Below are 26,074 nucleotides of genomic sequence, written 5' to 3'. Positions count from 1 at the left end.
ACCCGTAAAGGCCCGCGCAGCTTTTCTCTCCCGGACAGGAAATTTCATGGCCTCCACCGCCCGTTTCGACGTCGTCGCCATCGGCAATGCGATCGTCGACGTTCTCGCCCGCGCCGACGACAGCCTGATCGAGGCGGAGGGACTGACCAAGGGATCGATGCGGCTGATCGACGCCGCAGAGGCCGAGCGCCTCTATGCGGCGATGGGACCGGCGGTCGAGGTGTCGGGCGGCAGCGCGGCGAACACGCTTGCGGGCATGGCGGTGCTGGGCGAACGCTGCGCCTTCATTGGGCAGGTCGCCGACGATCAGCTTGGCCATGTCTTCACGCACGATCTCCGCGCGCTCGGTGTCGCCTATGAAACGCCGCCGCTGACGGAAGGCGCGCCGACCGCGCGCTGCCTGATCCTCGTGACGCCCGACGGCCAGCGGACGATGAACACCTTCCTCGGCGCCAGCCACCTGCTCGAACAGGCGATGATCGACGAGGAGTGGATCGCCGATGCCGAAATCCTCTATCTCGAAGGCTATCTGTGGGATCCCGAGCTGTCGCGCGCGGCGATGCGGCGGGCGATCGACGTATCGCGCGGGGCGGGGCGCAAGGTTGCCTTCACGCTTTCGGACGCCTTCATCATCGACCGCCACGGCGCCGATTTTCGGAAACTGATCGCCGAAGGGCTGTTCGACATCCTGTTCGCGAACGAGGTCGAGATCTGCGCGCTCGCCGAAACCCAGGATTTCGAAGCTGCGGTCGCCAAGATCGCGCCGCAGGTGCCGCTGCTGGTGGTGACGCGCGGCTCGGACGGGGCAATCGCGCTGCAGGACGGCGAACGCACCGCAGTCGGGGCCGAACCGATCGAAACGGTCGTCGACACGACAGGCGCGGGCGACCTGTTTGCGGCCGGTTTCCTGTCGGGTCTTGCCGAAGGGCGTTCGCTCAAGGATTGCCTGACGATGGGCGCCGTCTGTGCGCGCGAGATCATCGCGCAGGTCGGCCCGCGGGCGCAGACCGACCTCAAGGCGAAGGTCGCGGCGCGGCTGGCATAGGAACCTTCACCGGCATTGAAGCGTCCTATGCGCCATCCAGCATAGGAGAATTCTTATGGCCGATGAAATCCACACGACGCGCGATCCCGACGGGACGACGCACACCACCACCGTCATCGATCGCGAGCCACGGCGCGGCGGCGGGATGGGGCTTGGCCTGATCCTGCTTGTGGCGATCGTGATCGCGGGATTCTTTGCCTTCCAGTTCCTCGCTAACGACAAGGCGCAGAGCGGCGCGATCACCGAGGCGGCGCAAAAGGTCGGCGATGCCGCCGAGAATGTCGGCGACGCGGCGCAGGAAGCGGTGAAATAATCAGCTTGCCGGCGTTTCTGCCGCTTCCGGGTGCTTCTTGAACAGCGCCCGGTCGGCGGGGCCGAAGCCGCGGGTCCAGATCAGCCAGGCATAGATGCCGAGGATGAAGGGCACGCCGATCAAGAGCTCCGCCCATTCGGGGAGCTGGGTTGCGCCCCAGCCGAGCACGGCGGCCCCTGCCGTCGCCCAGACGAGCGCCCAGCGCAGGCTGTTGACCGGCGCCTTCAGGATATGCGCGAGCAGGCGCGCCTTGACGACCGACGCGAAACCGAGGGCGAGCATCAGCGCGGCGGCGACCGCGACGGCATAATAAATGGGGTGCAACCCCATCGATTGGGCGATCAGGATGAGGGCGACGCTGAGGACGGCCTGCAGCGCCAGTGTCGCGAGGCTGATCGCGAGGTTGCGGTGGCGGGCGACATAGACGAGCGCCGCTTCGCTGACGACCGCGGTTGCGGCGACAACCTCGGCGGCGAGCAGGAAGGCGAGCGCGCCGGTGCCGCTGACGAATTGCGGTCCGACGAGGCCCATCACCGCCTCGCCCGGAATGCCGAGCGCGAGCGCGACGCCGGCCTGCGCGGCGATGATCCAGAAGCCGACCTGGCTGACCTGCGCCGCCACGGCGGCAAGGCGATTTTCCGCGAGATTGCGCGTGATGACGGGGCCGAGGATCGGTTCGAAGCTGGTCTTCAGCTTCTGCGGCAGCGAGGCGACCTGCTGCGCCATATAGTAGATGCCGTAGATCGTCGGCGAGGTGAACTGGCCGAGGATGAACAGGTCGAGGCGGCGGGTGCCCCATTCGATCGCATCGGCGGCGGCGAGCGGGGCGTTGCGCCGCGCAACTGTGATCAGATGCGCCGGATGCGGGCGCCAGACGCCGGGGCCGCCATAATGGCGGATCATCGGGATCAGCGCGGTCAGGAAAGCGCCGACCATCGCGGCGGCATAGGACAGCATCAGCCCGTCGCGGACCGACACGAACCAGAATCCCGCCGCGGCAGCGCTGATCACCCACGGTTCGACGATCGCGCGCGCGCGCACCGTTGCGCCGATATCGAAGCGGTAGGCGCAGGCGGCGAGCGCGATATCGGTGCCGGCGATCGCAAAAACGAGCAGCGCCATCCAGCGGTCGGTGCCGTCGAGGTCGCCCGCCGGGAACATCAGTTGCGGCAGGAGGAAGAGCAGCGCCGAGCCGGCGGCCGAGGCGAGGAAGGCGACGAACATGCCATCCCACACGACGATGCGGTGATCGGCGCCGGGCGCGCTGAGCTGCTCGGCGAGGCCGCGCTTGAGCCCCAGCGTCGCAAGCTGCGCGACGAGTTCGATGACGAGCACCGCGAAGGCGAAGCGGCCGACCGCTTCGGGTCCGTACCAGCGGCCCGCGACGTAGAGGAAGGGGAGGCGCGCGACGAGGCGAATGATGAAACCGAGCAAATTGGTGCGCCCGCCCTTGGCGAGCGCGGCGGTATCGGCGTCGCGCGGTGTGTCGGCCGAATCGGGCGCGGCTGCGCTGTCCGTCTGGCTCAAGCCTCGCGCCCCTTCTGCTGCGTCCCGCGCCTCGTTCTAGCGCGGCGGGGAAGGGCAGGCAATTGAATGTAGGGAGTCACCGGCCCTCGGTTCGCAGCGGGCGGCTGAGCAATGCCTGAACGGCCTCGGCGACGCGGGTTTCGCCGGCGACCAGCCGCGCGACGGCGTCGGTGATCGGCATCTCAATGCCGTCGGCACGCGCGGCCGCCGCGACGACCGGGGCGCTGAACGCGCCTTCCGCGACGGTGCGGCGGTCGGCCATCAAGGTCGCGGCGGCTTCGCCGCGACCGAGCCCCTGTCCGAGCGCGAAGTTGCGCGAATTGGCCGAGGTGCAGGTAAGGACGAGGTCGCCGAGCCCGGCGAGCCCGGCGAGCGTTTCGGCCGCCGCGCCGCGCACCAGACCGAAGCGCGTCATTTCGGCGAAACCGCGGCTGATCAGCGCCGCGCGCGCGTTGAGCCCGAGCCCGGCGCCATCGACAATGCCGCAGGCGATTGCGAGGATATTCTTGATCGCGCCGCCGATTTCGGCGCCGATTACGTCGGTGCTGGCATAGGGGCGGAAGTGCGGCCGGGCGAGCGCCTGCGAGATGCCGGCGGCGAGCGCAGCATCGTCGGCCGCCAGCGTGATCGCGGTCGGCAGGCCTGCGGCGACCTCATGCGCGAAGGTCGGCCCCGACAGCACCGCGTGCGGCCGGCCGGGCGCAAGTTCGCGCGCCATGTCGATCGGAAAGGCGAAGCTGCCCGCCTCCATCCCCTTGCTGCAGAGGATCAGCGGCGCGTCGCTGGCGGGAAGTTCGGCGAGCACGGCGCGGAGGAACGGCACCGGCACGACGACGAGCAGCGCGTCGCAGGCGGCGAGGTCGGCGAGGTCGCCCGTTGCGGTCAGCGATGGCGACAGCGCGGCATCGGGAAGGAACGGCGGGTTGCGATGATCGGCGTTTATCGCTGCGACGACGTCGGCCTCGCGCGCCCAGAGCCGGACCGGCGCGCCTTCGGCGGCGAGCAGTTGCGCGAGTGCGGTACCCCAAGCACCGCCGCCGACCACGCCGAAGTTCGAATATGACGTCATGCTTTCACTCCCGCTCCGCGCACCGCTTCGGCTTCGGGATCGAGCGGCCAGCGCGGGCGCGCCGCGACACCGAGGTCGTCGGTGAGCCCGGCGGCGAAACGCTCGGCACCGGCCCAGGCGATCATCGCGCCATTGTCGGTGCAAAGCCAGAGCGGTGGCGCGACGAAGGGCTTGCCGAAGTGCGCGGCGAGATCGGTCAGCGCATCGCGGATCGCCCCGTTTGCGGCGACGCCGCCGGCGACGACGAAGGCACGCGCTTCGGGGCAGGCGGCCAGCGCGATGCGGCTGCGGTCGAGAAGGCAATCGACGACCGCCTGCTGGAAGGAGGCGGCGAGGTCGGGGACGCTATGGATTCCGCTCGCGGAGGCGCGCGCGACCGCGCTCTTGAGGCCGGCGAAGGAGAAATGCGGCTCGGCGCTGCCGACGAGCGGACGCGGCAGCGGCACCGCGTGCGGGTTGCCATTCCTTGCGACGCGCTCGACCGCGGGGCCGCCGGGGTAGCCGAGGCCGAGCAGCTTGGCGGTCTTGTCGAACGCCTCGCCCGCCGCGTCGTCGATCGTCGTCGCGAGGCGGCGGTAATCGCCGACGCCTTTGACGAGCAGGAGTTGGCAATGGCCGCCCGAGACGAGGAGGAGCAGATAGGGAAATTCGAGCGCCGGATCGGCGAGGCGCGGGCTCAGCGCATGACCTTCGAGATGGTTGACCGCGATCAGCGGCTTGTTCGCCGCGTGCGCGAGCGCCTTGCCGGTGACGAGCCCGACCATCACCCCGCCGATCAGCCCCGGCCCCGCGGTCGCGGCGACCGCGTCGATGTCGGCGAGCGTGACGCCGGCGTCCGCCAGCACCCCGGCGACGATCGGCGCGAGCCGGTCGACATGGGCGCGCGCCGCAATCTCGGGAACGACGCCGCCATAGGGCGCGTGATCGGCTTCCTGCCCCGCGACACGATGCGCTAGGATGCGCCGGTCGCTGTCGACGAGCGCTGCCGCGGTTTCGTCGCAGCTCGATTCGAGGCCGAGGATCAGGGTCATATTGTTGCGCGTCCCTTTACCCGCCCCTTTGTCGCGAGGGCAAGTGAAGCCTCCGGAGCATTTCCTGCCCAAAAACCGGTTCCCACTTTTTCGGGAAATGCTCTAGCGGGGGATATGGCTTCGATCCCGCTTCCCACCCCCGCCCGCCCGCTGCGTATCGGCACGCGCGCCTCGCCGCTCGCGCTGGCGCAGGCGAATATGGCCGCCGCCGCGCTGGTCGCCGCGCACGGCCTCGACCTCGCGGCGCTCGAAATCGTGCCGATGACCGCGACCGGCGACCGGATTCAGGACCGCGCGCTCGCCGAGGTCGGGGGCAAAGCGCTGTGGACGCGCGAACTCGACGCCGCGCTCGACGCGGGCGAAATCGACATCGCGGTGCACTCGCTGAAGGATGTCGAGACGCTGCGCGATCCCCGCTTTGCCCTCGTCGCGATGCTCGAACGTGCCGATCCGCGCGACCGGCTGGTCGTGCGTGAGGGAATCGACGCGGCGGCGATCGCCGGACTGCCGCAGGGTGCGCGGCTGGGGACGAGCAGCCCGCGCCGTGCCGCGCAGGTCCGGCGGCTGCGCCCGGATATTGAAACGACGCTGCTGCGCGGAAATGTCGCGACGCGGCTCGGCAAGCTGGCGGCGGGCGATGTCGATGCGACCTTGCTCGCGGCGGCGGGGCTCGACCGGCTGAGGATGTACGAAGTCGGCAAGGTGATACCGATCGACCTCTTGCTGCCCGCGGCGTCGCAGGGCGCGATCGGCATCGAATGCCGCGCCGACGATGCCGCGACCCGCGCGCTGCTTGTGGCGGTCGACCATGCGGCGACGCACGCCGCGGTTGCGGCCGAGCGGGCGTTTCTCGCCGCGCTCGGCGGCGATTGCCGCTCGCCGGTGGCGGCGCACGCGCATTGGCGGGACGACGGCACGCTGCGGCTCGATGCCGAGATTTATTCGGAAGACGGCGCCGAGCATGTCGCGGGACATGCGCTGATGAGCGATGCCGCAGCCGCCGTGGATCTGGCGCATCGCCTGCTCGGCGAAGCGCCCGAGGCGGTGCGGAGCCTGTTCGCGGCATGACGGCGGGCCTGCCGCTGCTTGTTACGCGGCCCGATCCGGGCGGCGCGGCGACGGTGGAACGGGCGCGGGCGCTGGGACTCGATGCGCGGCCTATGCCGCTGTTCGAGGCGCATGCGTTGCCCTGGACCGCGCCCGACCCGGCGGATTTCGATGCCATGCTGGTGACGAGCGCGCAGGCGGTGCGGCTTTCCGGTCCCGAACTCGTCCGCCTTGCAGCGTTGCCCGTCCATGCCGTCGGCGCCGCGACCGCGCAGGCGGCGGAAGCCGCGGGGCTGACGGTCGCGGCGGCGGGCGACAGCGACGCGCAGCATTTGCTGGGCGCGATGGCGTCGCAGGGCATCGGGTCCATATTGTGGCTGTGCGGCCGCGACCGTTCGGCGTTCGATGCGCGCGGCGCGCGGCTGGTCGCGATCCCTTGCTATGCCGTCGATCCGGTGCCGCCGCCGCGTGAATGGGCCGGACTGATTGCGGCGCCGGCGGTGCTGCTTGCCCATTCGGCGCGCGGCGCGGCGCGGATCGCCGATCTGGCCGGCGCGGCACGTAAGCATTTGAAACTCGTTGCGATCAGCGCGAAGGCGGCGGCGGCGGCGGGCGGCGGTTGGGCAGAAATTGCCGTTGCCGGGCGCCCCAATGACGCCGCGATGTTGGCAGAGGCGCATGCTTTGTGCCACAAGGGCGACAAATAGGGTCGTTCGAAAGAGACACATGGCAATCGACAGCATCGACACGTCCTCGCCGATCGGCGGCGAGGCTCCGGTGAGAAGGCTATCGTTCCGCACGCTCGCCATCGGCGCGTTCATCCTGCTCCTGATCGGTGTGGTCGGCGGCGGCTGGGCGATGAATCGCCTGCTCGCTGACGGCAAGGGCAAAACGCCGCTGACCAAGGTGATCGACACGCCGGCGGTGGCCGGCGCGTTGGGGCTTGCCGAGCAGGCCGAGGCCGAAGCGGCGGCCGGGCAGCCGGCGATGGTGGTGGCGCCGGTCGATGGCGCGAATGCCCTGGCGGCGCGGGTTGCCGAACTCGAACAGCGATTGTCGCGGATCACACTCGAAGCCGAATCGGCGTCGGGCAATGCGTCGCGCGCCGAAGGGCTGCTCGTCGCTTTTGCCGTTCGCCGCGCGCTCGATCGCGGTCTGTCGCTGGGCTATCTCGACGCGCAGCTCCGCCTGCGCTTCGGCGACGATCAGCCCAATGCGGTCAAGACGATCATCGACACCTCGCGCGAGCCGGTGACGCTCGAACAATTGCGCAGCGATCTCGACACACTCGCGCCGCAGCTTGTCGGACGGAGCGACGGCGACGGCAGCCTGTGGACCGGGTTCCGCCGCGAGATCAGCGAGTTGTTCACCGTGCGGCCGGCGGGAACGCAATCGACGCGCGCGTCGGAACGGCTCGATCGCGCGCGCCGCTATCTGGCGGCCGGGCAGGTCGACAAGGCGATCGCCGAGGTCGAGGCGATGCCGGGGGCCGAGGCCGCGGGCGAATGGCTGATCGACGCGCGCCGCTATCACGAGGCGCGCCGCGCGCTTGACCTCATCGAGACCGCGGCGATATTGGAGCCGCGCGACAGCCCGGCTGCCGCGATGGCCGGGCGCAAACCGGCACCGACCGAAACCCCCTAGTGCGTCGCCCGGCAGGGCGGCTCGCTTTCTGAAGAAAGCCCGTGACCATGGCCTTGGCTGATCCGCAGCGCATCGAGGCGCTCGACCCGTTCGACCCGCTCCAGCTCGACGACCAGCTGAGCGAAGAGGAGCGGATGATCCGCGACGCCGCGCGCGCCTATGCCGAAGGCGAATTGCTGCCGCGCGTCACCTCGGCCTTCCTCGACGAGCGGTTCGACCGCGAGATCATGTCCGAAATGGGCGCGCTCGGCCTGCTCGGCGCGACGATCGACCCCGAATATGGCGGCGCGGGGCTGAATTATGTCAGCTACGGCCTGATCGCCCGCGAAGTCGAACGCGTCGATTCGGGCTATCGCTCGGCCTGCTCGGTGCAGAGCTCGCTCGTCATCCACCCGATCAATGCCTATGGCAGCGAGGAACAGAAGCGGAAATATCTGCCCGGGCTGACCTCGGGCGAGCTCGTCGGCTGCTTCGGTCTGACCGAGCCCGACGCAGGCAGCGACCCCGGCAGCATGCGCACCCGCGCCGAGAAGATCGAAGGCGGCTATCGCCTCAAGGGCGCGAAGATGTGGATCACCAATTCGCCGATCGCCGACGTCTTCGTCGTCTGGGCGAAGTCGGAAGCGCATGACGGTGCGATCCGCGGCTTCGTCCTCGAAAAGGGCATGAAGGGTCTGTCGGCGCCGAAGATCGAGGGCAAGGTGAGCCTGCGCGCCTCGATCACCGGCGAGATCGTGATGGACGGGGTCGAGGTCGGCGAGGACGCGCTGTTGCCGCATGTCTCGGGTCTCAAGGGTCCCTTCGGCTGTCTCAACCGTGCGCGCTACGGCATCGGCTGGGGCGCGATGGGTGCCGCCGAATTCTGCTATGAAGCGGCGCGCAATTACACGCTTGAGCGCAAGCAGTTCGGGCGACCGCTCGCGGCGAACCAGATCGTCCAGCTCAAGCTGGCCAATATGCTCACCGAAATCTCGCTCGGGCTGCAGGCGGCGCTGCGCGTCGGCCGCTTGATCGACGACGGCCGGCTCGTCCCCGACGCGATCAGCCTCTTGAAGCGCAACAATTGCGGCAAGGCGCTCGATATCGCGCGCGTCGCGCGCGATATGCACGGCGGCAACGGCATTTCGGCCGATTATCACGTCATCCGCCACGCGGTGAACCTCGAGACGGTGAATACCTATGAGGGCACCCACGACGTCCATGCGCTGATTCTCGGCCGCGCGATCACCGGCATCGCCGCCTTTGCCTAAACCGCTTGAAGGCATCCGCGTTGTCGAACTGGCGCGCGTGCTCGCCGGGCCGTGGTGCGGGCAGTTGCTCGCCGACCTCGGCGCCGAGGTGATCAAGGTCGAGCGGCCGGGCGCCGGCGACGATACGCGCGAATGGGGCCCGCCCTTCGTGACCGGACCGGACGGCGAAGCGCTCGGCGCGGCCTATTATCATAGCTGCAATCGCGGCAAGCGGAGCGTCGCGATCGACATCGCCAGCGCGCAAGGGCAGGCCGAGGTGCGCGCTCTGCTCGCCGATGCCGATCTCGTGATCGAGAATTACAAGGTCGGCGGGCTCATCAAATACGGCCTCGACCCGGCGCGGCTGCGCGCCGATTTTCCGCGGCTGATTATCTGCTCGATCACCGGCTTCGGACAGACCGGCCCTTATGCGCATCGTGCCGGTTACGACTATATCGTCCAGGCGATGAGCGGCTTCATGTCGCTGACCGGCGAACCCGACGGTGCGCCGCAAAAGGCGGGTATCGCCTATGCCGACATCTTCACCGGCATGTATGCGACGGTCGCGATCCTCGCCGCGTTGCGACGCCGTGACGTCACGGATGCCAAAGACGGTGGCGGCGCGCATGTCGATATGGCGCTGCTCGACAGCCAGGTCGCGGTACTCGCGAACCAGGCCGCCAATTATCTGGCGAGCGGCGTGGTGCCCAAACGGATGGGCAACGGCCATGTCAATGTCGTGCCCTATCAGGTGTTTGCGACCGCCGACGGCCAGCTCGTCATCGCGGTCGGCAACGACAGCCAGTATCGCAAGCTCTGCGCGATCCTCGGTATGCCCGAATGGGGCGACGATCCGCGTTTTGCGAACAATGCCGCACGGCTCGCCAATCGCGCCGCGCTGATCCCGCTGCTCGCGGCAAAGATTGCCACGTGGGACGCGCAGCCGCTGTCGCTGGCGCTCGAGGCCGAAGGCGTGCCGTCGGGACCGATCAACGACATGGCGGGGGTCTTCGCCGACCCGCAGGTCGTCGCGCGCGGTCTGCGCTTCCGTCCCGAAGGCGCGTCGATCGACGGCGTCGCGAGCCCGATCGTCATCGACGGCGAGCGGATGGTCGCGGCCACCGGCGCGCCGCGGCTGGGCATATAAAAAGGGGCGCCCAAGCGGACGCCCCTTCCCCCTTTTTTCCGTTCCCTTTTCCGGCTGATCAGAATTTGACGCCGGCGCGCACGGTGAAGGTGCGCGGCGCGCCGTAATAGACGGTTCTGATGCTGCCGATGCTGGAGAAGTCCTGCCCGTCGGTCTTGTAGCGCTTGTCCGACAGATTCTGGCCGTAGAGGCCGAGGCTGAACTTGCGCGCCTCGTCTTCCCAGACGATGCGGGCGTCGTGGAGCCAGTAGCCGCGCTGGAACAGCCCCTCGATCTCGGTCGTCGTGCCGACGGTGCCGACGATATAGGTGTTGTCGACCGCGAGCGCCGTGGTCGAGCGATAGCGCGTCTGGCCGCCCACCGTCAGGAAACCCGACCCGCCGAGATCAGCCTCATATTGGGCGCCAAAGCGCATCGTCCATTTCGGCGCGAAGGCGGGGCGCTGGAAAGCGCGGCTGCCGTCGGGGAAGCGCGCGTCGTCGAATTCCTTATATTCGGCGTCGAGATAGCCGATCTGCGTGTCGAGCAGCAGCCCGGTCGCCGGGGTGAGCGCGAGTTCGAGTTCGGCGCCGCGGATCTGCAGCTTGCCCGCGTTGAGCACGCTCAGCACCGGCACCGGCAGGCCGGTGTTCGGGTCGGTGTCGATGCCCGACACGCGCGCCTGGAAATCCTTGTAGTCGTTGTGGAACACCGCGATGCTGAAGCGCGCGATATCGGCGACCGATCCCTTGAACCCGGCCTCGTACGACCAGACTTTTTCGGGCGCATAGGCGGTCGATTCGGCGGCGCTGTTCGCGCGGCCGTTGAAGCCGCCCGATTTGAAGCCCTTGGCGGCGCGCGCATAGAACATCAGATTGTCGGTGAAGCGATAGTCGATCGACGCCATCGGCGACCAGTCGTCCCAGCTCTGCTTGCGCGCGAACACATAGGGCGCGACGCTGGTCAGCAACGGGCTGGTCGAGAAGGTCGAGGTCGTGCGCCAGTAATCCTTCTTCTCGTCAGTATAGCGGATCCCCGCCGAGATGCGCAGCGCATCGGTGACCGCGAAGCTGGCATTGGCATAGGCGGCGTAGCTTTTTGTCGTCAGCGTATCGTCGATCGTCCGCAGGAAGGTCGGGTTGCCGAGCAGCGGCCCGATCAGGTCGTCGGCATAGGCTTCCTGATGCGACGCGATATCTTCTTTCAGATAATAGAGCCCGCCGACCGCCTGTAGCCGCTCGCCGGTATAGTTGAGCTGCAGTTCCTGGCTGAATTGCTTCTGCCACACGCCGACGAACACGTCGCCCATTTCGAGCTCGGTGGCGTCGATATCGACATAATCCTTGGTGACGAGCCGGCGATAAGCGGTGATCGACTTCAGTTCGAGATCGTCGGTCACGTTCCATGCGGCGGCCGCGCTGGTGCCCCAGTGCCGCAGCTTGGTCGAATTGGGCAGGCTGGGCGTCGTGCGGCCGGTGAAGTCATAATCCTTGGGATCGGGGTTGGTCGGCAGCGCAAGCGCGGTACCGCCGCCGATAAGATAGGTCAGCGAATTGAGCGGCTGGCCGACGGTCAGCGACGCGTCGTCGCGCGTATAGTCGAGCGAGACGTCGAGGCGGAAATCGGCGCTGGGGGTAAAGGCCAGCGCGGCCCGCGCCGCGACGGTGTCCTTGTCGTTATAATCGCGGTCGAGCACCGCATCCTCGACATAGCCGTCGCGCTTCGCCCGCATCACCGCGAAGCCGGCCGCGAGCGTGTCCGAAACGGGCCCCGAAGCCGACGCCTTGATCTCGAACTGGTCGTAGGAGCCGTAAGCGGCGGAGACGCCGCCACGGAAGGTCTGGCCGGGCTTGCGGGTGACGACTTTCAGCGCGCCGCCGATGGTGTTCTTGCCGTAGAGCGTGCCCTGCGGCCCGCGCAGCACCTCGACGCGTTCGAGGTCGAGCAGGTCGAGCTGGGTGCCGCGAATGCGGCTGTAATAGACATCGTCGACATAAACGCCGACGGCGGGGTCGAAGGTCTGCAGCGCGTCGGGCTGGCCGATGCCGCGGATATAGATGTTGGTCGCGTTCGACGAGCCGCGGCCCTGCACGACGTTGAGGTTGGGGACGGCGCCCTGCAGCCCGGTGGTGTCCGACGCCTGGATGCGGTCGAGCGCGCGTTCGGAGAAGGCGGATACCGAAACGGGAACGGTTTCGAGCCGTTCCTCGGTGCGGCGGGCGGTCACGACGATCTCTTCGCCGCCGCCGGAGGCATTCGTGCCGTCATCGGCGGCGTCCTGCGCGAAGGCGGCCGGGGCAAAGGCGAGCATCGAAAGCGCGCTCGTGGCGAGGATGGCGCTGCGCAGGCCGCGGGCGAAAGGACGCATGAAAACTCTCCCATGTGCGGGGTGACCCCTCGTCACCCTTTGCTTTTATCGAGCCCGGTCTTGCCAAGCCGTGCGCCAGCCAATAATGAAACATGAACCAAGTTTCAACTTGGAATGTCGATCGCGCGTTTTTTGCTTGCCACTGGTGCGGAAAAGCCACGATGGCAAAGCGGGGCGGAAAGAGCGGGGAAGGACCGAGGCAGATGGATCAGCCGCATGTCGCGACAGGCGATACCGCAGCCGAGGCGGGGAACCCGGACAAGACGCCGCGCACCGAACGCGGGCGGCGCACCTTGCGCAAGCTGCTCGACGCCGCCGCGATCGAGTTCGGCGAGCGCGGCTTTCACGATGCCTCGATCAGCGCGATCACCCGCCGCGCCGGGACCGCGCTCGGCAGCTTCTACACCTATTTCGATTCGAAGGACGAGATCTTCCAGGCGCTCGTCCGCTATATGAGCGAACAGTTGCGCGACCATGTCACGCCGCTGGTGCAGGCGGCACCCGACGAGATCAGCGCCGAACGCATCGGGCTCGAATCCTTCCTCGGCTTTGTGCGCGAGCACAAGGAAATCTACCGCATCATCGACGAGGCCGAGTTCGTCGATTACGCCAGCTATCGCCGCCATTATGAAACGACCGTCGCGCGCGTCCGCCAGCGGCTGGAGGAGGGCGCAGCGCGCGGCGAGATCCGTGCCGACGTCGGCGAAGTCCATGCCTGGGCGATCGGTGGCATGAACGTCTTTCTGGGGATGCGTTACGGATTATGGGACGCCGACGCCGATATCGCGGAGATTGCACGCGTCGCGAACGACCTGCTCGCGAACGGGCTGAAGAAGCAGGACTGAGCGGCGGCGATCGGTTCCCGGGCAATTCGGGCTTGTGACGCGGAGCGAACGACGGTTTTGGGGTGGCGGACGTCGCTCCACCCACTTTCGTCATCCCGGGCTTGACCCGGGATCCCGCTTTTTGAAGGCATCGGCAGTTATTGAGGTCAAGCGGGACCCCGGGTCAAGTCCGGGGTGACGATGAAAGAGAAGGCGGCTTTCGGCCGCAATCGGTCGTTCCCGTCATTCGCTATCCCAATATCCGAGACCACAAAGGATACAGAGCGAACGCCCATATACAGGGCTTTTGCGGCTTCAAGCCCCCAGCCGCACCGTCCCGCCTTTGATCCAGCCCCAGCGGCACGGGCCCTGATATTCGCGCGCGTTCGGTACCGACTTGCCGACGCCGCACATGTCCGCGTCGGTGCCGGGCGCGGCGAACACCACGCCGAACCACGCGTCGTTATCGGCCGCCTCGCACAGCGACACGCTGGCACCGCCCGCAAGCTTTGCCTTGACCGCGCGCGTTTCGCCGGGCGCCCAATAGACGTCGGTGCCGCCGTCCTTGACGCGGCTGATGCTCGAACAGGCGGGCAGGCTCGGCCCCTCGGTGCCGATCATCACCGCGCGGGTGGCCAGCGGCTCGCCCACGACGGCGGGGGCATTGTCGGCGGGTGGCGCGGGCTGCGAACAGGCGGCCAGCGCCAGGAGGGAAAGCGAGACGATAAGGCGATGTTTCATGGCCCGAAACTAGCTGTCGCGGCGCGGCGGCGCAACGCCCCATCGGGACACGCCGAGAGCGGCATTTTCGCTTGGGTTTTACCGCTTCCGACCCTATATAATCGATATGACGGACACCCCTGAAAATATCGCCCCGACCACGCCCGCCAACCAGCCCAATACCAACGCCTATGGCGCCGATTCGATCAAGGTGCTGAAGGGCCTCGACGCGGTGCGCAAACGCCCGGGCATGTATATCGGCGACACCGACGACGGGTCGGGTCTGCATCACATGGTGTTCGAGGTTTCGGACAATGCGATCGACGAAGCGCTCGCGGGCCACTGCGACCTTGTCCTGATCACGCTCAACAGCGACGGATCGGTCAGCGTCGAGGATAACGGCCGCGGCATTCCGACCGGCATCCACGCCGAGGAAGGCATTTCGGCCGCCGAGGTCATCATGACCCAACTCCACGCGGGCGGGAAGTTCGAGAACACCAGCGACGACAATGCGTACAAGGTATCGGGCGGCCTGCACGGCGTCGGCGTGTCGGTCGTCAATGCGCTTTCGGAATGGCTGGAGCTCACCATCTGGCGCGACGGCGAAGAACATTGGATGCGCTTCGAGCACGGCGATTCGGTCGCGCCGCTCAAGGTCAACGGCCCCGCCCCCGCGGGCAAGAAGGGCACGCGCGTCACCTTCATGGCATCGACCGACACGTTCAAGAATGTCACCGAATTCGATTTCGAAAAGCTCGAGCATCGCTACCGCGAACTCGCCTTCCTGAACTCGGGCGTCCGCATCAAGCTCGTCGATGCGCGCCATGCCGAACATCAGAGCCACGACCTTTTCTACGAGGGCGGCATCGCAGCGTTCGTCAAATATCTCGACCGCAACAAGAATGCGCTGCTGCCCGATCCGATCGCGATCAGCAGCGAACGCGACGGTATCGGCATCGACGTCGCGCTCGAGTGGAACGACAGCTATTACGAAAATGTCCTCTGCTTCACCAACAACATCCCGCAGCGCGACGGCGGCACGCACCTCGCCGCCTTCCGCGCCGCGCTGACGCGCACCTTGAACGGCTATGGCGACAAGTCGGGCATCCTCAAGAAGGAGAAGGTCAGCCTCACCGGCGAGGATATGCGCGAAGGTTTGACCGCGATCGTGTCGGTCAAGCTCCCCGATCCCAAGTTCAGCTCGCAGACCAAGGACAAGCTGGTCAGCAGCGAGGTCCGCCAGCCGCTCGAAAGCCTGATGGCCGACCGGATGACCGAATGGCTCGAGGAAAATCCCGCCTATGCCAAGGCGGTGATCCAGAAGGTGATCGACGCCGCCGCGGCGCGCGAGGCGGCGAAAAAGGCGCGCGAGCTGACGCGGCGCAAGGGCGCGATGGATATCGCGAGCCTGCCCGGCAAGCTCGCCGATTGCCAGGAACGCGATCCCAGCAAATGCGAGCTTTTCCTCGTCGAAGGTGACTCGGCAGGCGGCTCGGCCAAGCAGGGCCGCGACCGGCATGTGCAGGCGATCCTGCCGCTGAAGGGCAAGATATTGAACGTCGAGCGGGCGCGCTTCGACCGCATCATCTCGTCGAAGGAAGTCGGGACGCTGATCCAGGCGCTCGGCACCGGGATTCGCGACGAGTTCAACCTCGAGAAACTGCGCTATCACAAGATCGTGATCATGACCGACGCCGACGTCGACGGCGCGCATATCCGCACGCTCCTGCTCACCTTCTTCTATCGCCAGATGCCCGAGATCATCGAGGGCGGGCACCTCTACATCGCCCAGCCGCCGCTCTACAAGGTCGCGAAGGGGCGGAGCGAGGTCTATCTCAAGGACGATACCGCGCTCGAAAATTACCTCGTCGATGGCGGTATCGACGCGCTGATGCTCGAAACCACGGGCGGCGCAAGATCGGGTGCCGACCTGCGCGACCTGATCGAGCATGGCCGGCGCCTGCGCGCGCTGATGCGCTATGTTCCGCGCGGCCATAATTACGAGCTCGTCGAAGCCTTGGCACTGAACGGCGCGCTCGATCCGGAACTCGACAGCGGCGGACGGACCGCAGCGGGCGTGCACGCGGCCGAATGGCTCAACGCCGCTGAACGCGCGCTCACCGGAGGCGCCGAGGCGAAATGGACGATCGTCGCGGTTGACGGTGGCTATACGCTCGAAAAGCGCTGGCGCGGGGTCAGCGATCATCATGCGATCGACGCCGCCTTCCTCGCGAGCCAGGAGGCCCGCCGCCTGCACAAGCTCGCGAGCGAACAAGCCGACACCTACGCCCATCCGGGCCGTTTGGTGAAGGGCAGCAGCGCCGCGGCCATCGCCGCCGACGCTGCCGCGCTGGCCGCCGCCGAGACCGCTGAAGACGATGCCGAAGCGAGCGACAGCGATCTGCCCGCCGCCACCGCCGGCAAGGTCACGCCGATCACGCGCCCGTCCGAACTGCTCGACGCGATCTTCGCGCACAGCCGCAAGGGCCTCGCGATCAGCCGCTACAAGGGGCTGGGCGAGATGAATGCCGAACAGCTCTGGGAAACCACGCTCGATCCGTCGAACCGCTCGCTGCTCCGCGTCGAGGCCGAGCAGGCCGATGTCGCACACGAAATCTTCGAGCGGCTGATGGGCGACGAGGTCGAACCGCGGCGCGATTTCATCCAGACCAATGCGCTGTCGGTGGCCAATCTCGACGTCTGATGTCGTTTCAGCATAGCTGAAACGGTACGGCACCAGCGCGCTCCCCCACCCGGCCTCCCATTTCAGGATACGCTGTTGGGCGGCCGGGTGGGGGAGCGGGCTGGTGCCGTTTTTCCACAAGTGGCCGCAATTTCGGTTCGATTTAACGCGCGGCGGCTTGCCTCGGCACGCCGCCGCTGCTTTTGGCCCTCCACCACAAGGGGAGGATGTCATGCGGGCCTTTTCAGCCGTGCTGATCCCGCTTCTGCTGACGGTTTCGGCCGCGGCGCAGGAAGCCGAAGTCTTGGACGACCCGATCGCCGCTGTCGATCAGGACACCGAAATCGACGGCGGCATGGCGAGCTATTACGGCGATGAACTCGCCGGCAATCGCACCGCGAGCGGCGAACGTTTCAACCCCGACGAACTCACCGCGGCGCACCGCACGCTTCCTTTCGGCAGCATGGTCCGCGTCACCAACACCGTAAACGGCGACAGCGTCATCGTCCGCATCAACGACCGCGGCCCCTTTTCGCGCGGCCGCGTGATCGATATCAGCCATGCCGCCGCGCGCCAGATCGGCATGCACCGCAGCGGCACCGCGCGCGTCAAGCTGGCGTTGCTCAACGCCGACTGAGACCGGCGACGTTGAAGAGCGTCCGGTTTCGGCCGAATGCCGCTGCAGCGTTCGCGAATGCCGATCAACGCCGCGAAATCAGGAAAATCGCATGTTCGGCGCGCCAGCTTGCGGCGGCGTCGCTCGTCGGCTTGTCGCCCGACAGATACCATGCCGCCTCGACCGCGATGCCCTTTTCGCGCAGCAGGTCGCGAAAGTCGCTGACCGTCACATGGTGGATATTGGGCGTCGCGTACCAGGCGACCGGGATCAGCCGCGTCACCGGCATGCGGCCGCCCCACAAAAGCGCGAGGCGGATGCGCCAGTGCGCGAAGTTGGGGAAGCTGACAAAGGCGCGCGGCGCGATGCGGAGGAGTTCGTCGACGACGCGGTCGGGACGCTCGGTCGTCTGCAGCGTTTGCGACAGGATCGCATAGTCGAACGCGTCGCCCGGATAGTCGGCGAGGTCGCGGTTGGCGTCGCCCTGCACGACCGACTGGCCGCGCGCGATCGCCGCGGTGACGTTTGCGGGGTCGATTTCCAGCCCGCGGGCGTCGACGCCCTTGTCGCGCAGCGCCGCCATCAGCTCGCCGTCGCCGCAACCGATGTCGAGCGCGCGCGACCCGGACGGCACGGCGCCGGCGATGATCGCGAGGTCGGGGCGCAGCGCCATCGTCAGCCGCCGCTGCCGAGCGCGCCGGCGACGAGCCGGTCGAGCGCGGGGACATCGAGGAGGAACGAGTCGTGCCCGAACGGCGCTGACAGCTCGACGAAGCTCGCCGCCGCGCCGACGCTTTGCAGCGCCTGGACGATGCGGCGCGATTCGGCGGTCGGATAGAGCCAGTCGGTGTCGAAGCTGACGAGCGTGAAGCGCACGTCCTTCGCGCCGGTGAACGCACCGGCGAGCCGCCCGTCGTGCGCGTCGGCGAGGTCGAAATAATCCATCGCGCGCGTGATATAGAGATAGGCGTTGGCGTCGAAGCGGTCGGTGAAGGCGAGCCCCTGGTGCCGCAGATAGGATTCGATCTGGAAATCGGCGTCGAAGCCAAAGCTCTTGATGTCGCGCGCCTGCAGGCGGCGGCCGAATTTCTCGGTCAGTCCCGCTTCGGAGAGATAGGTGATATGCGCCGCCATCCGCGCAACCGCGAGGCCCTTGGCCGGGGCGCGGCGGCTGCCGTAATATTGGCCGTCCTGCCAGTCTGGGTCGGCCATGATCGCTTGCCGCCCGACCTCGTGGAACGCGATATTCTGTGCCGAATGCCGCGCTGCGCTGGCGATGACGATCGCCGAGCCGAGCCGTTCGGGATAATATGTCGTCCACGCGAGCGCCTGCATCCCGCCCATCGAGCCGCCGACGACCGCATGCAGGCGGTCGATGCCGAGATGATCGAGCAGCATCGCCTGCGCCCGCACCATGTCGGCGATGGTGATGACGGGGAAATGCATGCCGAGCGGCGCGCCGGTCGCCGCATCGGGGCTCGCGGGGCCGCTCGACCCCATGCAGCTGCCGAGCACATTGGCGCAGAGCACGAAATAGCGGTCGGTGTCGATCGGCTTGCCGGGGCCGACCATCCGCGCCCACCAGCCGGGCTTGCCCGTCGCGGGATGGTCGCTGGCAACATATTGGTCGCCGGTCAGCGCGTGACAGACGAGCACCGCGTTCGCCCGGTCGGCGGCGAGCGTGCCATAGCTTTGATAGGCGATGGTCACCGACGGCAAGATCTGTCCGCTGTCGAGCGGCAGCGGCGCGGCAATCGTCACGCTCTGGTGCTGGATCTGGTGGAGCAGGCTCGCCATGACAGGCGCGGGGCTAAGCGGGTGCGGGAGTGCTGTCAATGCGCTGGACTTGGCGCGTGCAGCCGCTAAACCGCGCCGCATGACCGACAGCAGCGCCATCCTCACTCCGAAGCCGTGGATCAGCGGTATCGCGCCCTATGTGCCGGGCAAGTCGGCGGGTGCCGACGGCCGTCCGCTCATCAAGCTTTCGGCAAACGAAAATCCGCTCGGCACTGGCGAAAGGGCCCGCGCAGCTTTCGCGGCGGCGCAGGCGGCCCCCGACGCGCTGTCGCGTTATCCCGATCCGGGTTCGGCCCAGTTGCGCGAGACGATCGCGACGAAATTCGGGCTCGACCCGGCGCGGGTGATCTGCGGCAACGGATCGGACGAACTGCTCCATCTCGCGGCGGGCACCTATGCCGGGGCGGGGGACGAGATCCTCTATGTCCGTTACGGCTTTGCGGTCTATGAGATCGCCGCGCGGCGTGTCGGCGCGGTGCCCGTTGAAGCCGACGACCGCGACTATGCGACCGACGTCGATGCGCTGCTCGCCGCAGTGACCGACAAGACGCGCGTCGTCTATCTTGCCAACCCGAACAATCCGACGGGCACGCTCGCGACCCGCGAAGAGGTCGCGCGCCTCTATGCCGGGTTGCCGAAAAACATCCTGTTCGTGATCGATCAGGCCTATAGCGAATATCTGTCGGCGGCCGAGGACGACGGCGGGCTCGAGCTCGCGAAGACGCAGCCGAATGTGTTCGTCACGCGCACCTTTTCCAAGATTCACGGGCTTGCCGCCGAGCGCATCGGCTGGGGATATGCGGCGGCCGAGGTGATTTCGGCGCTGCACCGCATCCGCCTGCCGTTCAACGTCACCCGCGCCGGACAGGCCGCAGCGGTCGCGGCGCTCGGCGACGACGATTTCGTGACGCACAGCCGCGAGCATAATGCGAAGTGGCGGGCGTGGCTGACGGGCGAACTCGAAAGCCTCGGCAATCACGGGATTCGCGTCATACCGTCGGCGTGCAATTTCCTGCTCGTGCTGTTCGAGGGCGATACGAGCGCCGAGACCGTCTACAACCGGCTGATGGAGGCGGGCTATATCGTCCGCTGGTTGCCGGGGCAGGGGATTCCGCAGGCGCTGCGCATGACGATCGGCACCGAGGACGAAACGCGCGGGCTCGCGGCGGCGATCCGCGCCGCGCTGAACGGCTGATGGCGATAGAGCGCGTCGCCATCGTCGGACTGGGCCTGATCGGCTCGTCGATTGCGCGCGCCGTCAAGGAGCGGTTGCCGCAGGTGGTGGTGGTTGGCCATGACGCCAAGGCCGACGTGCGCGACACCGCACGCGAACTCGGCTTCTGCGACATAATCGTCGATGCGCCGGTCGACGCGGGAGCAAATGCCGACCTCGTCATCTTCGCCGTCCCCGTCGGCGGCATGGCCGATGCGGCGCGCGCGGTGGCGCCGGGCCTCCGCGACGGCGTGATCATTTCGGATGTGGGTTCGTCGAAGGCGGGGGTCGCCGCTGCGCTCGGCGCCGCGCTGCCCGGCCATATCGTCATTCCGGCGCACCCGGTCGCAGGGACCGAGAACAGCGGTCCGGCGGCGGGGTTTGCGAGCCTGTTCGAGGGCCGCTGGTGTATCGTCACGCCCAGCGCCGGTGCGCCCGATGATGCCGTCGCGGCGCTCGCCGCCTTCTGGCAGGCGCTCGGCGCCCGGGTCGAGACGATGGACGCGGCGCACCACGACATGGTGCTCGCGGTGACCAGCCACCTGCCGCACCTCATCGCCTATACGATCGTCGGTACCGCGAGCGAGCTCGAGGAAGTGACCGAGAGCGAGGTGATCAAATATTCGGCGGGCGGTTTCCGCGACTTCACGCGCATCGCGGCGAGCGATCCGGTGATGTGGCGCGACGTCTTCCTCGCCAACAAGGAAGCGGTGCTGGCGACCTTGCAGCGCTTCAACGAGGATCTGACCGTGCTCCAGCAGGCGATCCGCCGCGGCGATGCCGGCAAGCTCGAGGACTGGTTTACGCGGACCCGCGCGATCCGCCGTTCGATCATCGAGCAGGGACAGGATGACGCCGCGCCCGACTTCGGGCGGAAACACTAAGGGCGATTCAGGCCGAAGCCTTGCCCGCCAGCAGCGCTTCGGGCGGGTTCAGCGCATTGATCGCGCGCCACACGCGTTCCTCGGCCTCCTCGCGCGGCAGCCCGGCGGGAATGGTTTCACCGATCTTGTAGGTAATCGTCCCCGGCCATTTGACCCAGCGACGCGGCGGATAGGCGATGCCGCTGTTCACCGCGACGGGGATCACCGGCACACCGAGCAAGCGGTAGATGCCCGCGAAGCCCGAGCGCAGCGGCGGCGCCTCGCCATGCGGAATGCGCGTTCCTTCGGCGAACAGCACCAGCGGGCGGCCCTTGGCGAGCGCGGCCTTGGCAGCGTTCAGCATGGCGCGCATCGCCTTGCCGCCGCCATCGCGATCGACCGGAATCAGGCCATAGAAACGCGCCGCCTGACCCCAGACGGGAATATTGAACAATTGCTCCTTGGCGAACACCGCGGGATGCCTGAAGAGCCCCGGCTGCTCGATCGTCTCGAACGCGCCTTCATGCTTGAAGACATAGAGGACGGGAATGTCGGGCATCTCGCCATCGACGACGATCTTGTGACCGAGGACGAAGCGGCAGATCAGCCGGTGGAACTGCGCCCAGATGCGCACGAACCAGATCGTCGCCTTGTGCGAGACCGGCAGCGAGATCACCGCGCCGATCGAGCTGAAGCTGCTCATCAGGACGAACAGCAGCCAGAACAGGATCGAGCGGAGGAGGGCGATGGTGTAGCGCACGAAAGGGCGTTTACAGGCCGAGCAGCCCGCCCGCCAGCCCCGCGAGATATTTATGATATTCGCGGAACAATGTCGCGAAATTGGGCTGGCTGCGTACCGCGTCGGGGAGGATCGTCACCTTGTCGCCGATCGCGCGGCCGATCTCATATTCGGCGCGGCGCATATGCCAGTCGGTGGTGATCAGGCGGATGCTCTTGTAGCCCCGCCGTGCAACCCACGTCGCCACTTCGGTCGCGTTCGACCGCGTGTCTTCGGCCTCGAACCCCAGCGCGATGCAGCAATCGAACAATTTTTCGGGGCGCTTATATTCGGCGGCAAGCTCCCTCGGCTTCACCTCGCGCGCGACGCCGCTGATCAACAGGCGCTTGGCGTCGCCCGCTTCGAGCCGCTCGAGCGCGCGGTCGATCCGGCCCGGGCCGCCGGTGAGGACGACGATGGCGTCGGTCTTTTCGGCCTTGGCGGGGAGCGGCAGCAGCAGCGCGAACCATGCGAAGCCGAGCACCCAGGCCAGGAACAGGAGGGAAAGCAGGCGCTTGATCATAAAATCTTCTTGAGCGCGGCGAGCAGCGTCTGGCGCGCCGTCAGGGCTGCGAGCGCGATAGCCAATAGCGGCAACGCCAGCAAGAGCGCCCAGCCCGCCGGGCCGAGCGACGCGGTCGCGGCCAGTCCCGACGTGACCCCCGACCATTGCCAGCCGATGAGCAGCAAGATCGCCGCCGCGACGACGCTGCCGAGCGCGATCCCGTAAGCGGTGTCGATCGCGATGCGGCGCTGGAACAGCCGGGTAATCTGGCGGTCGGTCGCGCCGATCAGGTGCAGCATCTCGATCGTCGCATAATGGGTGCCGAGCGCGGCGCGCGCGGTCATGATCACGACGGCGGCGCTCGCGAGTGTCATCAGCAACACGAGCGCGCCCGCGACCCATGCGAGGATGCGGATCAGCCGCGCGACCGGCCCCAGCCATTCGGCGTGCGGGATGATGCGTGCGCCGGGGGCTTCCTGGGCGACCAGCGTGCGCAGCGCTTCCATATGCCCCGCACGATCCCCGCCGACGAAATCGATATCGACCAATGCGGGCAGGGGCAGCGAACGCAGCACCGGGTCGTCGCCCCCCGCGCCGCCGTCCTCGCCGCCGAACCATTGGCCCAGCGTCGCCCGCAACTCCTGCTGGTCGACGCTGCGTGCCGAGCGGACAAAGGATTGCGCCGCGGCGCGGCGGCGGAGCGCCGCCGCCTGTTCGGCGCGGGTCACCGGGTTGGCGGTGACGATCTGTACCGTCACCCGGCCGGCGATCGCGCTGCCGATCGCATTTGCCGAGCGCGCGAGCCCGACCCCGGCGGCGGCGGCGAGCAACGTCAGCATCATCAATATCGCGATCACCCACGGCGTCGGTCCCGACAGGCGGCGGTCGGGGAGCAGGCGGCGGTGCTGGACGGGGACGCGCGGGATGATCATGCGCGATTCGGCGGATAGCGCAGCGCGCCGGTCGGATCGGCGAGCCGCCCCTTTTCGAGCCGCATCATCTGCGCATTGTCGATACGGCTGATCAGATGGATATCGTGGGTTGCGACGACGACGGTGGTGCCGAGGCGGTTCAATGCCTCGAACAGCCCGAGCAGGCGCATCGCCATGTCGGGATCGACGTTACCCGTCGGTTCGTCGGCGACCAGCAATTGCGGCCGCGCGATCACCGCGCGGGCGATCGCGACGCGCTGTTGCTCACCGCCCGACAGCGTCGCGGGGCGCGCATCGGCGCGTTCGTCGAGGCCGATCCAGCTCAGCATCTCGCCGACCGGTCCCGACAGATCCTCTTCGCTCACCCCGGCGATGCGCAGCGGCAGCGCGATATTATCGCGCGCCGACAGGTGCGGGATCAGGCGGAAGTCCTGGAACACGACGCCGATGCGGCGGCGAAAGCCGGGCAGGCGGTGGCGCGGCATGCTGACCAGATCCTCGCCGAACAGGCGCACGATGCCGCGGCTCGGCCGCTGTGCGAGATAGAGCATCTTGAGCAGCGAGGTCTTGCCCGCGCCCGAAGCGCCGGTGAGGAAATAGAAGCTGCCGGGCTGGAGATTGAAACTGATGTCCGAAAGAACCTCGGCATCGGGGCCGTAGCGCAGCCCGACCCCGTTGAATTCGACCATCGCGCCGCCCGGGCGCGGGCTGAGGGCGTCGGTCATGGCGTCACGCGCGCGTCAGGCCGCGCGGGCGTCGGAATAGAGTTCGGGGGCGCTGCGGCGCTCATTCGCTGCCTGTTACACGGCTGCCGGGCGAGGTAAAGTGGGGAGTAACCTCGCTGTCGCGACGCGGCGCTTGCAACGGTGCGAATCAGCGTGTTTAGAGTGACGCATGATCCTTGCCTGCCCGTCCTGTCATACGCGGTATGTCGTGCCCGATACGGCAATCGGACCCAATGGCCGCACCGTCCGCTGCGCCAATTGCCGGCATAGCTGGTTCCAGGAACCCGCCGCCGCGGCGACGGTGGCGCCGCCGGTCGCGAGCGCGCCGCCGGCCGAAGCCGCGCCTGCACCGGCAGCTCCGGCTTCTCCTCCCCCGGTCGAGCCTCCGCCCCCCGCGCCCACCCCGGTCGTCGAACCGGCTCCGGCGCCGCCGCCCGAGGCCTTTGCCTCCGAACCCGCGCCGCGGCCCGCCCCGGCGGTTGCTGTGAGCGAGGCGCCTCTGCCTTTCCGCCGCCCGCGGCGCAATCCGGCGAAGCGCTGGACGCTGATCGCCGCGAGTGCCGCCGTGCTGATGATCGCCGCCACCGGCGCACTATACTGGTTCGGGCTGCCGGGCTGGGCGCAGGGGCTCGGCATTCCGGGCATGGCCGACGAGCCCGACCTCGTGATCGAGCTCCCGCCCAATCAGGACCATCGCGAGCTCGCCGACGGGACGATCTATTTCGCCGCGTCGGGGGTGATCATCAACCCGACCGACCGCGAACAGCGCGTGCCGCCGATCCTCGCCGAACTGCGCGATGCGCAAGGGACGATCGTCTATAGCTGGACGATCAAGCCACCGGTGCGGATGCTGCCGCCGAATGAGAAGGTCAATTTCAGCGAGGCCAAGCTCGACATCCCGCGCCGGGCGACGCAGCTCACGGTAAGCTGGGCGCTCCCGAAGGAATGATTTCAGCTATTTGGCGTGACGTCGCGGCGTCACAGGCTGAGCGCCGCGGCGAGCGAGAGCAGGAAGCTGGACAGCGTCGCGACGATGATCGGCGCGAAGCTTCGCCATCCCTGATCGAGCAGCAGGTGCAGCCGCGCCTTCATCGCGGTCGCGACGATCGCGAGCAGGAGCAGCGCTTGCGCGCCGGTGCCCGCCGCCGCCTGCACCGGCTTCGGGATCGCGACGAGCGAATTGACCGCGGCGACGGCGAAAAAGCCGACAATAAACCATGGCAGGCGGAGCGGGATGCGGATCTTTCCGTCGCTTTCGCCGCTGCGGCCGAGCCATAGCGCGACGAGCGTCAGCATCGGCGCGAGCAGCGCGACGCGCGTGAGCTTGACGATCGTCGCGACCTCGCCCGCTTGCGGCGAGAAGGAGAAGCCGCCGCCGATCGCCTGCGCGACGTCGTGGATCGAAGCGCCGATCAGGAAGCCAGCCTGCGCGTCGGTCAGGCCAAGTTGCGCCGCGAGCACGGGATAGAGCGTCATCGCCAGCGCGCTCGCGACGGTGATCCCGACCAGCGTCAGCGTGAAGCGCGCCTGATCGACGCGCTTGTCGCCGATCAGCGAATAAAGCGCGAGCGCTGCCGACGCGCCGCAGATCGCGGTGGCGCCGCCCGCCAGCAGCGCGGCATGGCGGTCCTGCGCGAACAGCCGCGCGGTCGAGACGGTGACGACGATCACCGCGAGCATGATGAGGAGGAGCAGCGCGAAGGGCAGCGGCCCGAGTTCGGCAAGCTGCTGCGCGGTGACGCGGGCGCCGACCAGAACGATGCCGATCCGCAACGCGGTTTGCGACATCAGGTCGAGCCCGGCGTGGGTGCGCGCATCCTGCGACAGGAAACTGAGCGCGAGCCCGATCAGCAGCCCCATCAGCACGATCGGCGCGGCATAGTGATCGGCAAGCCAGGCGGCGGCGAGCGCGGCGATCGCGGTGACGAGAACCCCGGGCAGATAGTCGCGCCAACGATGGCGTGCGGGCGGATGCGCCTCCAGCTGCATCTCGCCATACAGGTCGGCGGCCATCGGCCA

25 protein-coding genes are annotated in these 26,074 nt (G+C 67.8%); 13 read left to right on the top strand and 12 right to left on the bottom strand.

Annotation, left to right across the window (positions count from 1 at the left end; genetic code table 11):
* Nucleotides 1-46: 46 nt before the first annotated feature.
* Both V6U71_RS19865 and V6U71_RS19860 read left to right on the top strand, forming a co-directional pair.
* Nucleotides 47-1,045: an adenosine kinase gene (locus V6U71_RS19865; RefSeq protein ID WP_411340048.1), complete on the top strand. Its 999-nt coding sequence runs from the start codon at nt 47-49 to the stop codon at nt 1,043-1,045.
* A 55-nt stretch (nt 1,046-1,100) separates the two neighbouring features.
* The gene (locus V6U71_RS19860; RefSeq protein ID WP_411340047.1) at nt 1,101-1,358 is read left to right on the top strand and encodes a hypothetical protein; all 258 of its coding nucleotides are present in this window, start codon (nt 1,101-1,103) and stop codon (nt 1,356-1,358) included.
* Here the strand turns inward: V6U71_RS19860 and V6U71_RS19855 are convergent, their stop codons facing one another.
* The 3 genes from V6U71_RS19855 to tsaD all read right to left on the bottom strand — a co-directional run bounded on the left by V6U71_RS19855 (nt 1,359) and on the right by tsaD (nt 4,985).
* A complete protein-coding gene (locus V6U71_RS19855; protein ID WP_411340046.1) occupies nt 1,359-2,885 on the bottom strand; it encodes a lipopolysaccharide biosynthesis protein in 1,527 nt (508 codons plus the stop codon).
* A gap of 76 nt (nt 2,886-2,961) precedes the next feature.
* A complete protein-coding gene (locus V6U71_RS19850; RefSeq protein ID WP_411340045.1) occupies nt 2,962-3,954 on the bottom strand; it encodes an NAD(P)H-dependent glycerol-3-phosphate dehydrogenase in 993 nt (330 codons plus the stop codon).
* Nucleotides 3,951-4,985, bottom strand: a complete 1,035-nt coding sequence (tsaD, locus tag V6U71_RS19845) for a tRNA (adenosine(37)-N6)-threonylcarbamoyltransferase complex transferase subunit TsaD (RefSeq protein WP_411340044.1) — start codon at nt 4,983-4,985, stop codon at nt 3,951-3,953. The genes V6U71_RS19850 and tsaD overlap by 4 nt, the downstream gene beginning before the upstream one ends.
* 114 nt (nt 4,986-5,099) lie before the next feature.
* On the opposite strand from tsaD, the gene hemC reads away from it, so the two are divergent.
* The 5 genes from hemC to V6U71_RS19820 are packed head-to-tail and all read left to right on the top strand — an operon-like array spanning nt 5,100 to nt 10,052.
* Nucleotides 5,100-6,053, top strand: a complete 954-nt coding sequence (gene hemC / locus V6U71_RS19840; protein WP_411340043.1) for a hydroxymethylbilane synthase — start codon at nt 5,100-5,102, stop codon at nt 6,051-6,053.
* Nucleotides 6,050-6,739 (top strand): uroporphyrinogen-III synthase, encoded by a 690-nt coding sequence (locus V6U71_RS19835; RefSeq protein WP_411340042.1) that lies wholly within the window; start codon nt 6,050-6,052, stop codon nt 6,737-6,739. Before hemC ends, V6U71_RS19835 begins: the two co-directional genes overlap by 4 nt.
* Nucleotides 6,740-6,758: 19 nt before the next feature.
* Complete coding sequence (locus tag V6U71_RS19830; protein ID WP_411340041.1) at nt 6,759-7,676, top strand: mitofilin family membrane protein; 918 nt, start codon at nt 6,759-6,761, stop codon at nt 7,674-7,676.
* Nucleotides 7,677-7,723: 47 nt separating this feature from the next.
* Nucleotides 7,724-8,926, top strand: coding sequence for an acyl-CoA dehydrogenase (locus tag V6U71_RS19825; protein ID WP_411340040.1), 1,203 nt, complete (start codon nt 7,724-7,726; stop codon nt 8,924-8,926).
* The gene (locus V6U71_RS19820) at nt 8,919-10,052 is read left to right on the top strand and encodes a CaiB/BaiF CoA transferase family protein (protein ID WP_411340039.1); all 1,134 of its coding nucleotides are present in this window, start codon (nt 8,919-8,921) and stop codon (nt 10,050-10,052) included. Before V6U71_RS19825 ends, V6U71_RS19820 begins: the two co-directional genes overlap by 8 nt.
* 58 nt (nt 10,053-10,110) lie before the next feature.
* Here V6U71_RS19820 and V6U71_RS19815 read toward each other — a convergent pair whose 3' ends face one another.
* Entirely contained in the window at nt 10,111-12,399 is a 2,289-nt protein-coding gene (locus V6U71_RS19815; RefSeq protein ID WP_411340038.1) for a TonB-dependent receptor, read from the bottom strand.
* Between the two features lie 203 nt (nt 12,400-12,602).
* Here V6U71_RS19815 and V6U71_RS19810 point away from each other — a divergent pair, with 203 nt between their 5' ends.
* Nucleotides 12,603-13,244 carry a TetR/AcrR family transcriptional regulator gene (locus V6U71_RS19810; protein WP_411340037.1) on the top strand — a complete coding sequence of 214 codons (642 nt, stop codon included), beginning with the start codon at nt 12,603-12,605 and terminating at the stop codon, nt 13,242-13,244.
* Nucleotides 13,245-13,538: 294 nt separating this feature from the next.
* Here the strand turns inward: V6U71_RS19810 and V6U71_RS19805 are convergent, their stop codons facing one another.
* A complete protein-coding gene (locus V6U71_RS19805; protein ID WP_411340036.1) occupies nt 13,539-13,964 on the bottom strand; it encodes a hypothetical protein in 426 nt (141 codons plus the stop codon).
* Nucleotides 13,965-14,070: 106 nt separating this feature from the next.
* Here V6U71_RS19805 and gyrB point away from each other — a divergent pair, with 106 nt between their 5' ends.
* Together gyrB and V6U71_RS19795 are read left to right on the top strand one after the other, a co-directional pair.
* Complete coding sequence (gene gyrB, locus V6U71_RS19800; RefSeq protein WP_411340035.1) at nt 14,071-16,647, top strand: DNA topoisomerase (ATP-hydrolyzing) subunit B; 2,577 nt, start codon at nt 14,071-14,073, stop codon at nt 16,645-16,647.
* A 211-nt stretch (nt 16,648-16,858) separates the two neighbouring features.
* Nucleotides 16,859-17,263, top strand: coding sequence for a septal ring lytic transglycosylase RlpA family protein (locus V6U71_RS19795; RefSeq protein WP_411340034.1), 405 nt, complete (start codon nt 16,859-16,861; stop codon nt 17,261-17,263).
* Nucleotides 17,264-17,327: 64 nt separating this feature from the next.
* On the opposite strand, the gene metW is transcribed toward V6U71_RS19795, so the two are convergent.
* Together metW and metX are read right to left on the bottom strand one after the other, a co-directional pair.
* Nucleotides 17,328-17,915: a methionine biosynthesis protein MetW gene (gene metW, locus V6U71_RS19790; protein WP_411340033.1), complete on the bottom strand. Its 588-nt coding sequence runs from the start codon at nt 17,913-17,915 to the stop codon at nt 17,328-17,330.
* 2 nt (nt 17,916-17,917) lie between these two features.
* On the bottom strand, nt 17,918-19,039 hold the full coding sequence (gene metX, locus V6U71_RS19785) for a homoserine O-acetyltransferase MetX (RefSeq protein ID WP_411340032.1): 1,122 nt from the start codon (nt 19,037-19,039) through the stop codon (nt 17,918-17,920).
* Between the two features lie 79 nt (nt 19,040-19,118).
* Here metX and hisC point away from each other — a divergent pair, with 79 nt between their 5' ends.
* Both hisC and V6U71_RS19775 read left to right on the top strand, forming a co-directional pair.
* Nucleotides 19,119-20,234, top strand: coding sequence for a histidinol-phosphate transaminase (hisC, locus tag V6U71_RS19780; RefSeq protein ID WP_411340031.1), 1,116 nt, complete (start codon nt 19,119-19,121; stop codon nt 20,232-20,234).
* On the top strand, nt 20,231-21,136 hold the full coding sequence (locus V6U71_RS19775) for a prephenate/arogenate dehydrogenase family protein (protein WP_411342380.1): 906 nt from the start codon (nt 20,231-20,233) through the stop codon (nt 21,134-21,136). Before hisC ends, V6U71_RS19775 begins: the two co-directional genes overlap by 4 nt.
* A gap of 7 nt (nt 21,137-21,143) precedes the next feature.
* On the opposite strand, the gene V6U71_RS19770 is transcribed toward V6U71_RS19775, so the two are convergent.
* The 4 genes from V6U71_RS19770 to ftsE are packed head-to-tail and all read right to left on the bottom strand — an operon-like array spanning nt 21,144 to nt 24,055.
* The gene (locus V6U71_RS19770) at nt 21,144-21,875 is read right to left on the bottom strand and encodes a lysophospholipid acyltransferase family protein (RefSeq protein WP_411340030.1); all 732 of its coding nucleotides are present in this window, start codon (nt 21,873-21,875) and stop codon (nt 21,144-21,146) included.
* A 10-nt stretch (nt 21,876-21,885) separates the two neighbouring features.
* Nucleotides 21,886-22,416, bottom strand: coding sequence for a YdcF family protein (locus V6U71_RS19765; RefSeq protein WP_411340029.1), 531 nt, complete (start codon nt 22,414-22,416; stop codon nt 21,886-21,888).
* Nucleotides 22,413-23,330: a cell division protein FtsX gene (locus V6U71_RS19760; RefSeq protein WP_411340028.1), complete on the bottom strand. Its 918-nt coding sequence runs from the start codon at nt 23,328-23,330 to the stop codon at nt 22,413-22,415. Before V6U71_RS19760 ends, V6U71_RS19765 begins: the two co-directional genes overlap by 4 nt.
* Nucleotides 23,327-24,055: a cell division ATP-binding protein FtsE gene (gene ftsE / locus V6U71_RS19755; protein WP_054732044.1), complete on the bottom strand. Its 729-nt coding sequence runs from the start codon at nt 24,053-24,055 to the stop codon at nt 23,327-23,329. The genes V6U71_RS19760 and ftsE overlap by 4 nt, the downstream gene beginning before the upstream one ends.
* Before the next feature lie 208 nt (nt 24,056-24,263).
* Between ftsE and V6U71_RS19750 the strand changes: the two genes are divergently transcribed.
* Entirely contained in the window at nt 24,264-25,004 is a 741-nt protein-coding gene (locus V6U71_RS19750; RefSeq protein ID WP_411340027.1) for an MJ0042-type zinc finger domain-containing protein, read from the top strand.
* 29 nt (nt 25,005-25,033) lie between these two features.
* Here V6U71_RS19750 and V6U71_RS19745 read toward each other — a convergent pair whose 3' ends face one another.
* Nucleotides 25,034-26,068: a YeiH family protein gene (locus V6U71_RS19745; RefSeq protein WP_411340026.1), complete on the bottom strand. Its 1,035-nt coding sequence runs from the start codon at nt 26,066-26,068 to the stop codon at nt 25,034-25,036.
* Between the last annotated feature and the right edge of the window lie 6 nt (nt 26,069-26,074).

It is taken from the genome of Sphingopyxis sp. J-6 (genome assembly GCF_046603995.1).
GTDB lineage: Bacteria > Pseudomonadota > Alphaproteobacteria > Sphingomonadales > Sphingomonadaceae > Sphingopyxis.
The sequence above is the reverse complement of the archived record's forward strand: the minus strand, read 5'-3'. Positions and strand labels throughout refer to the sequence as shown.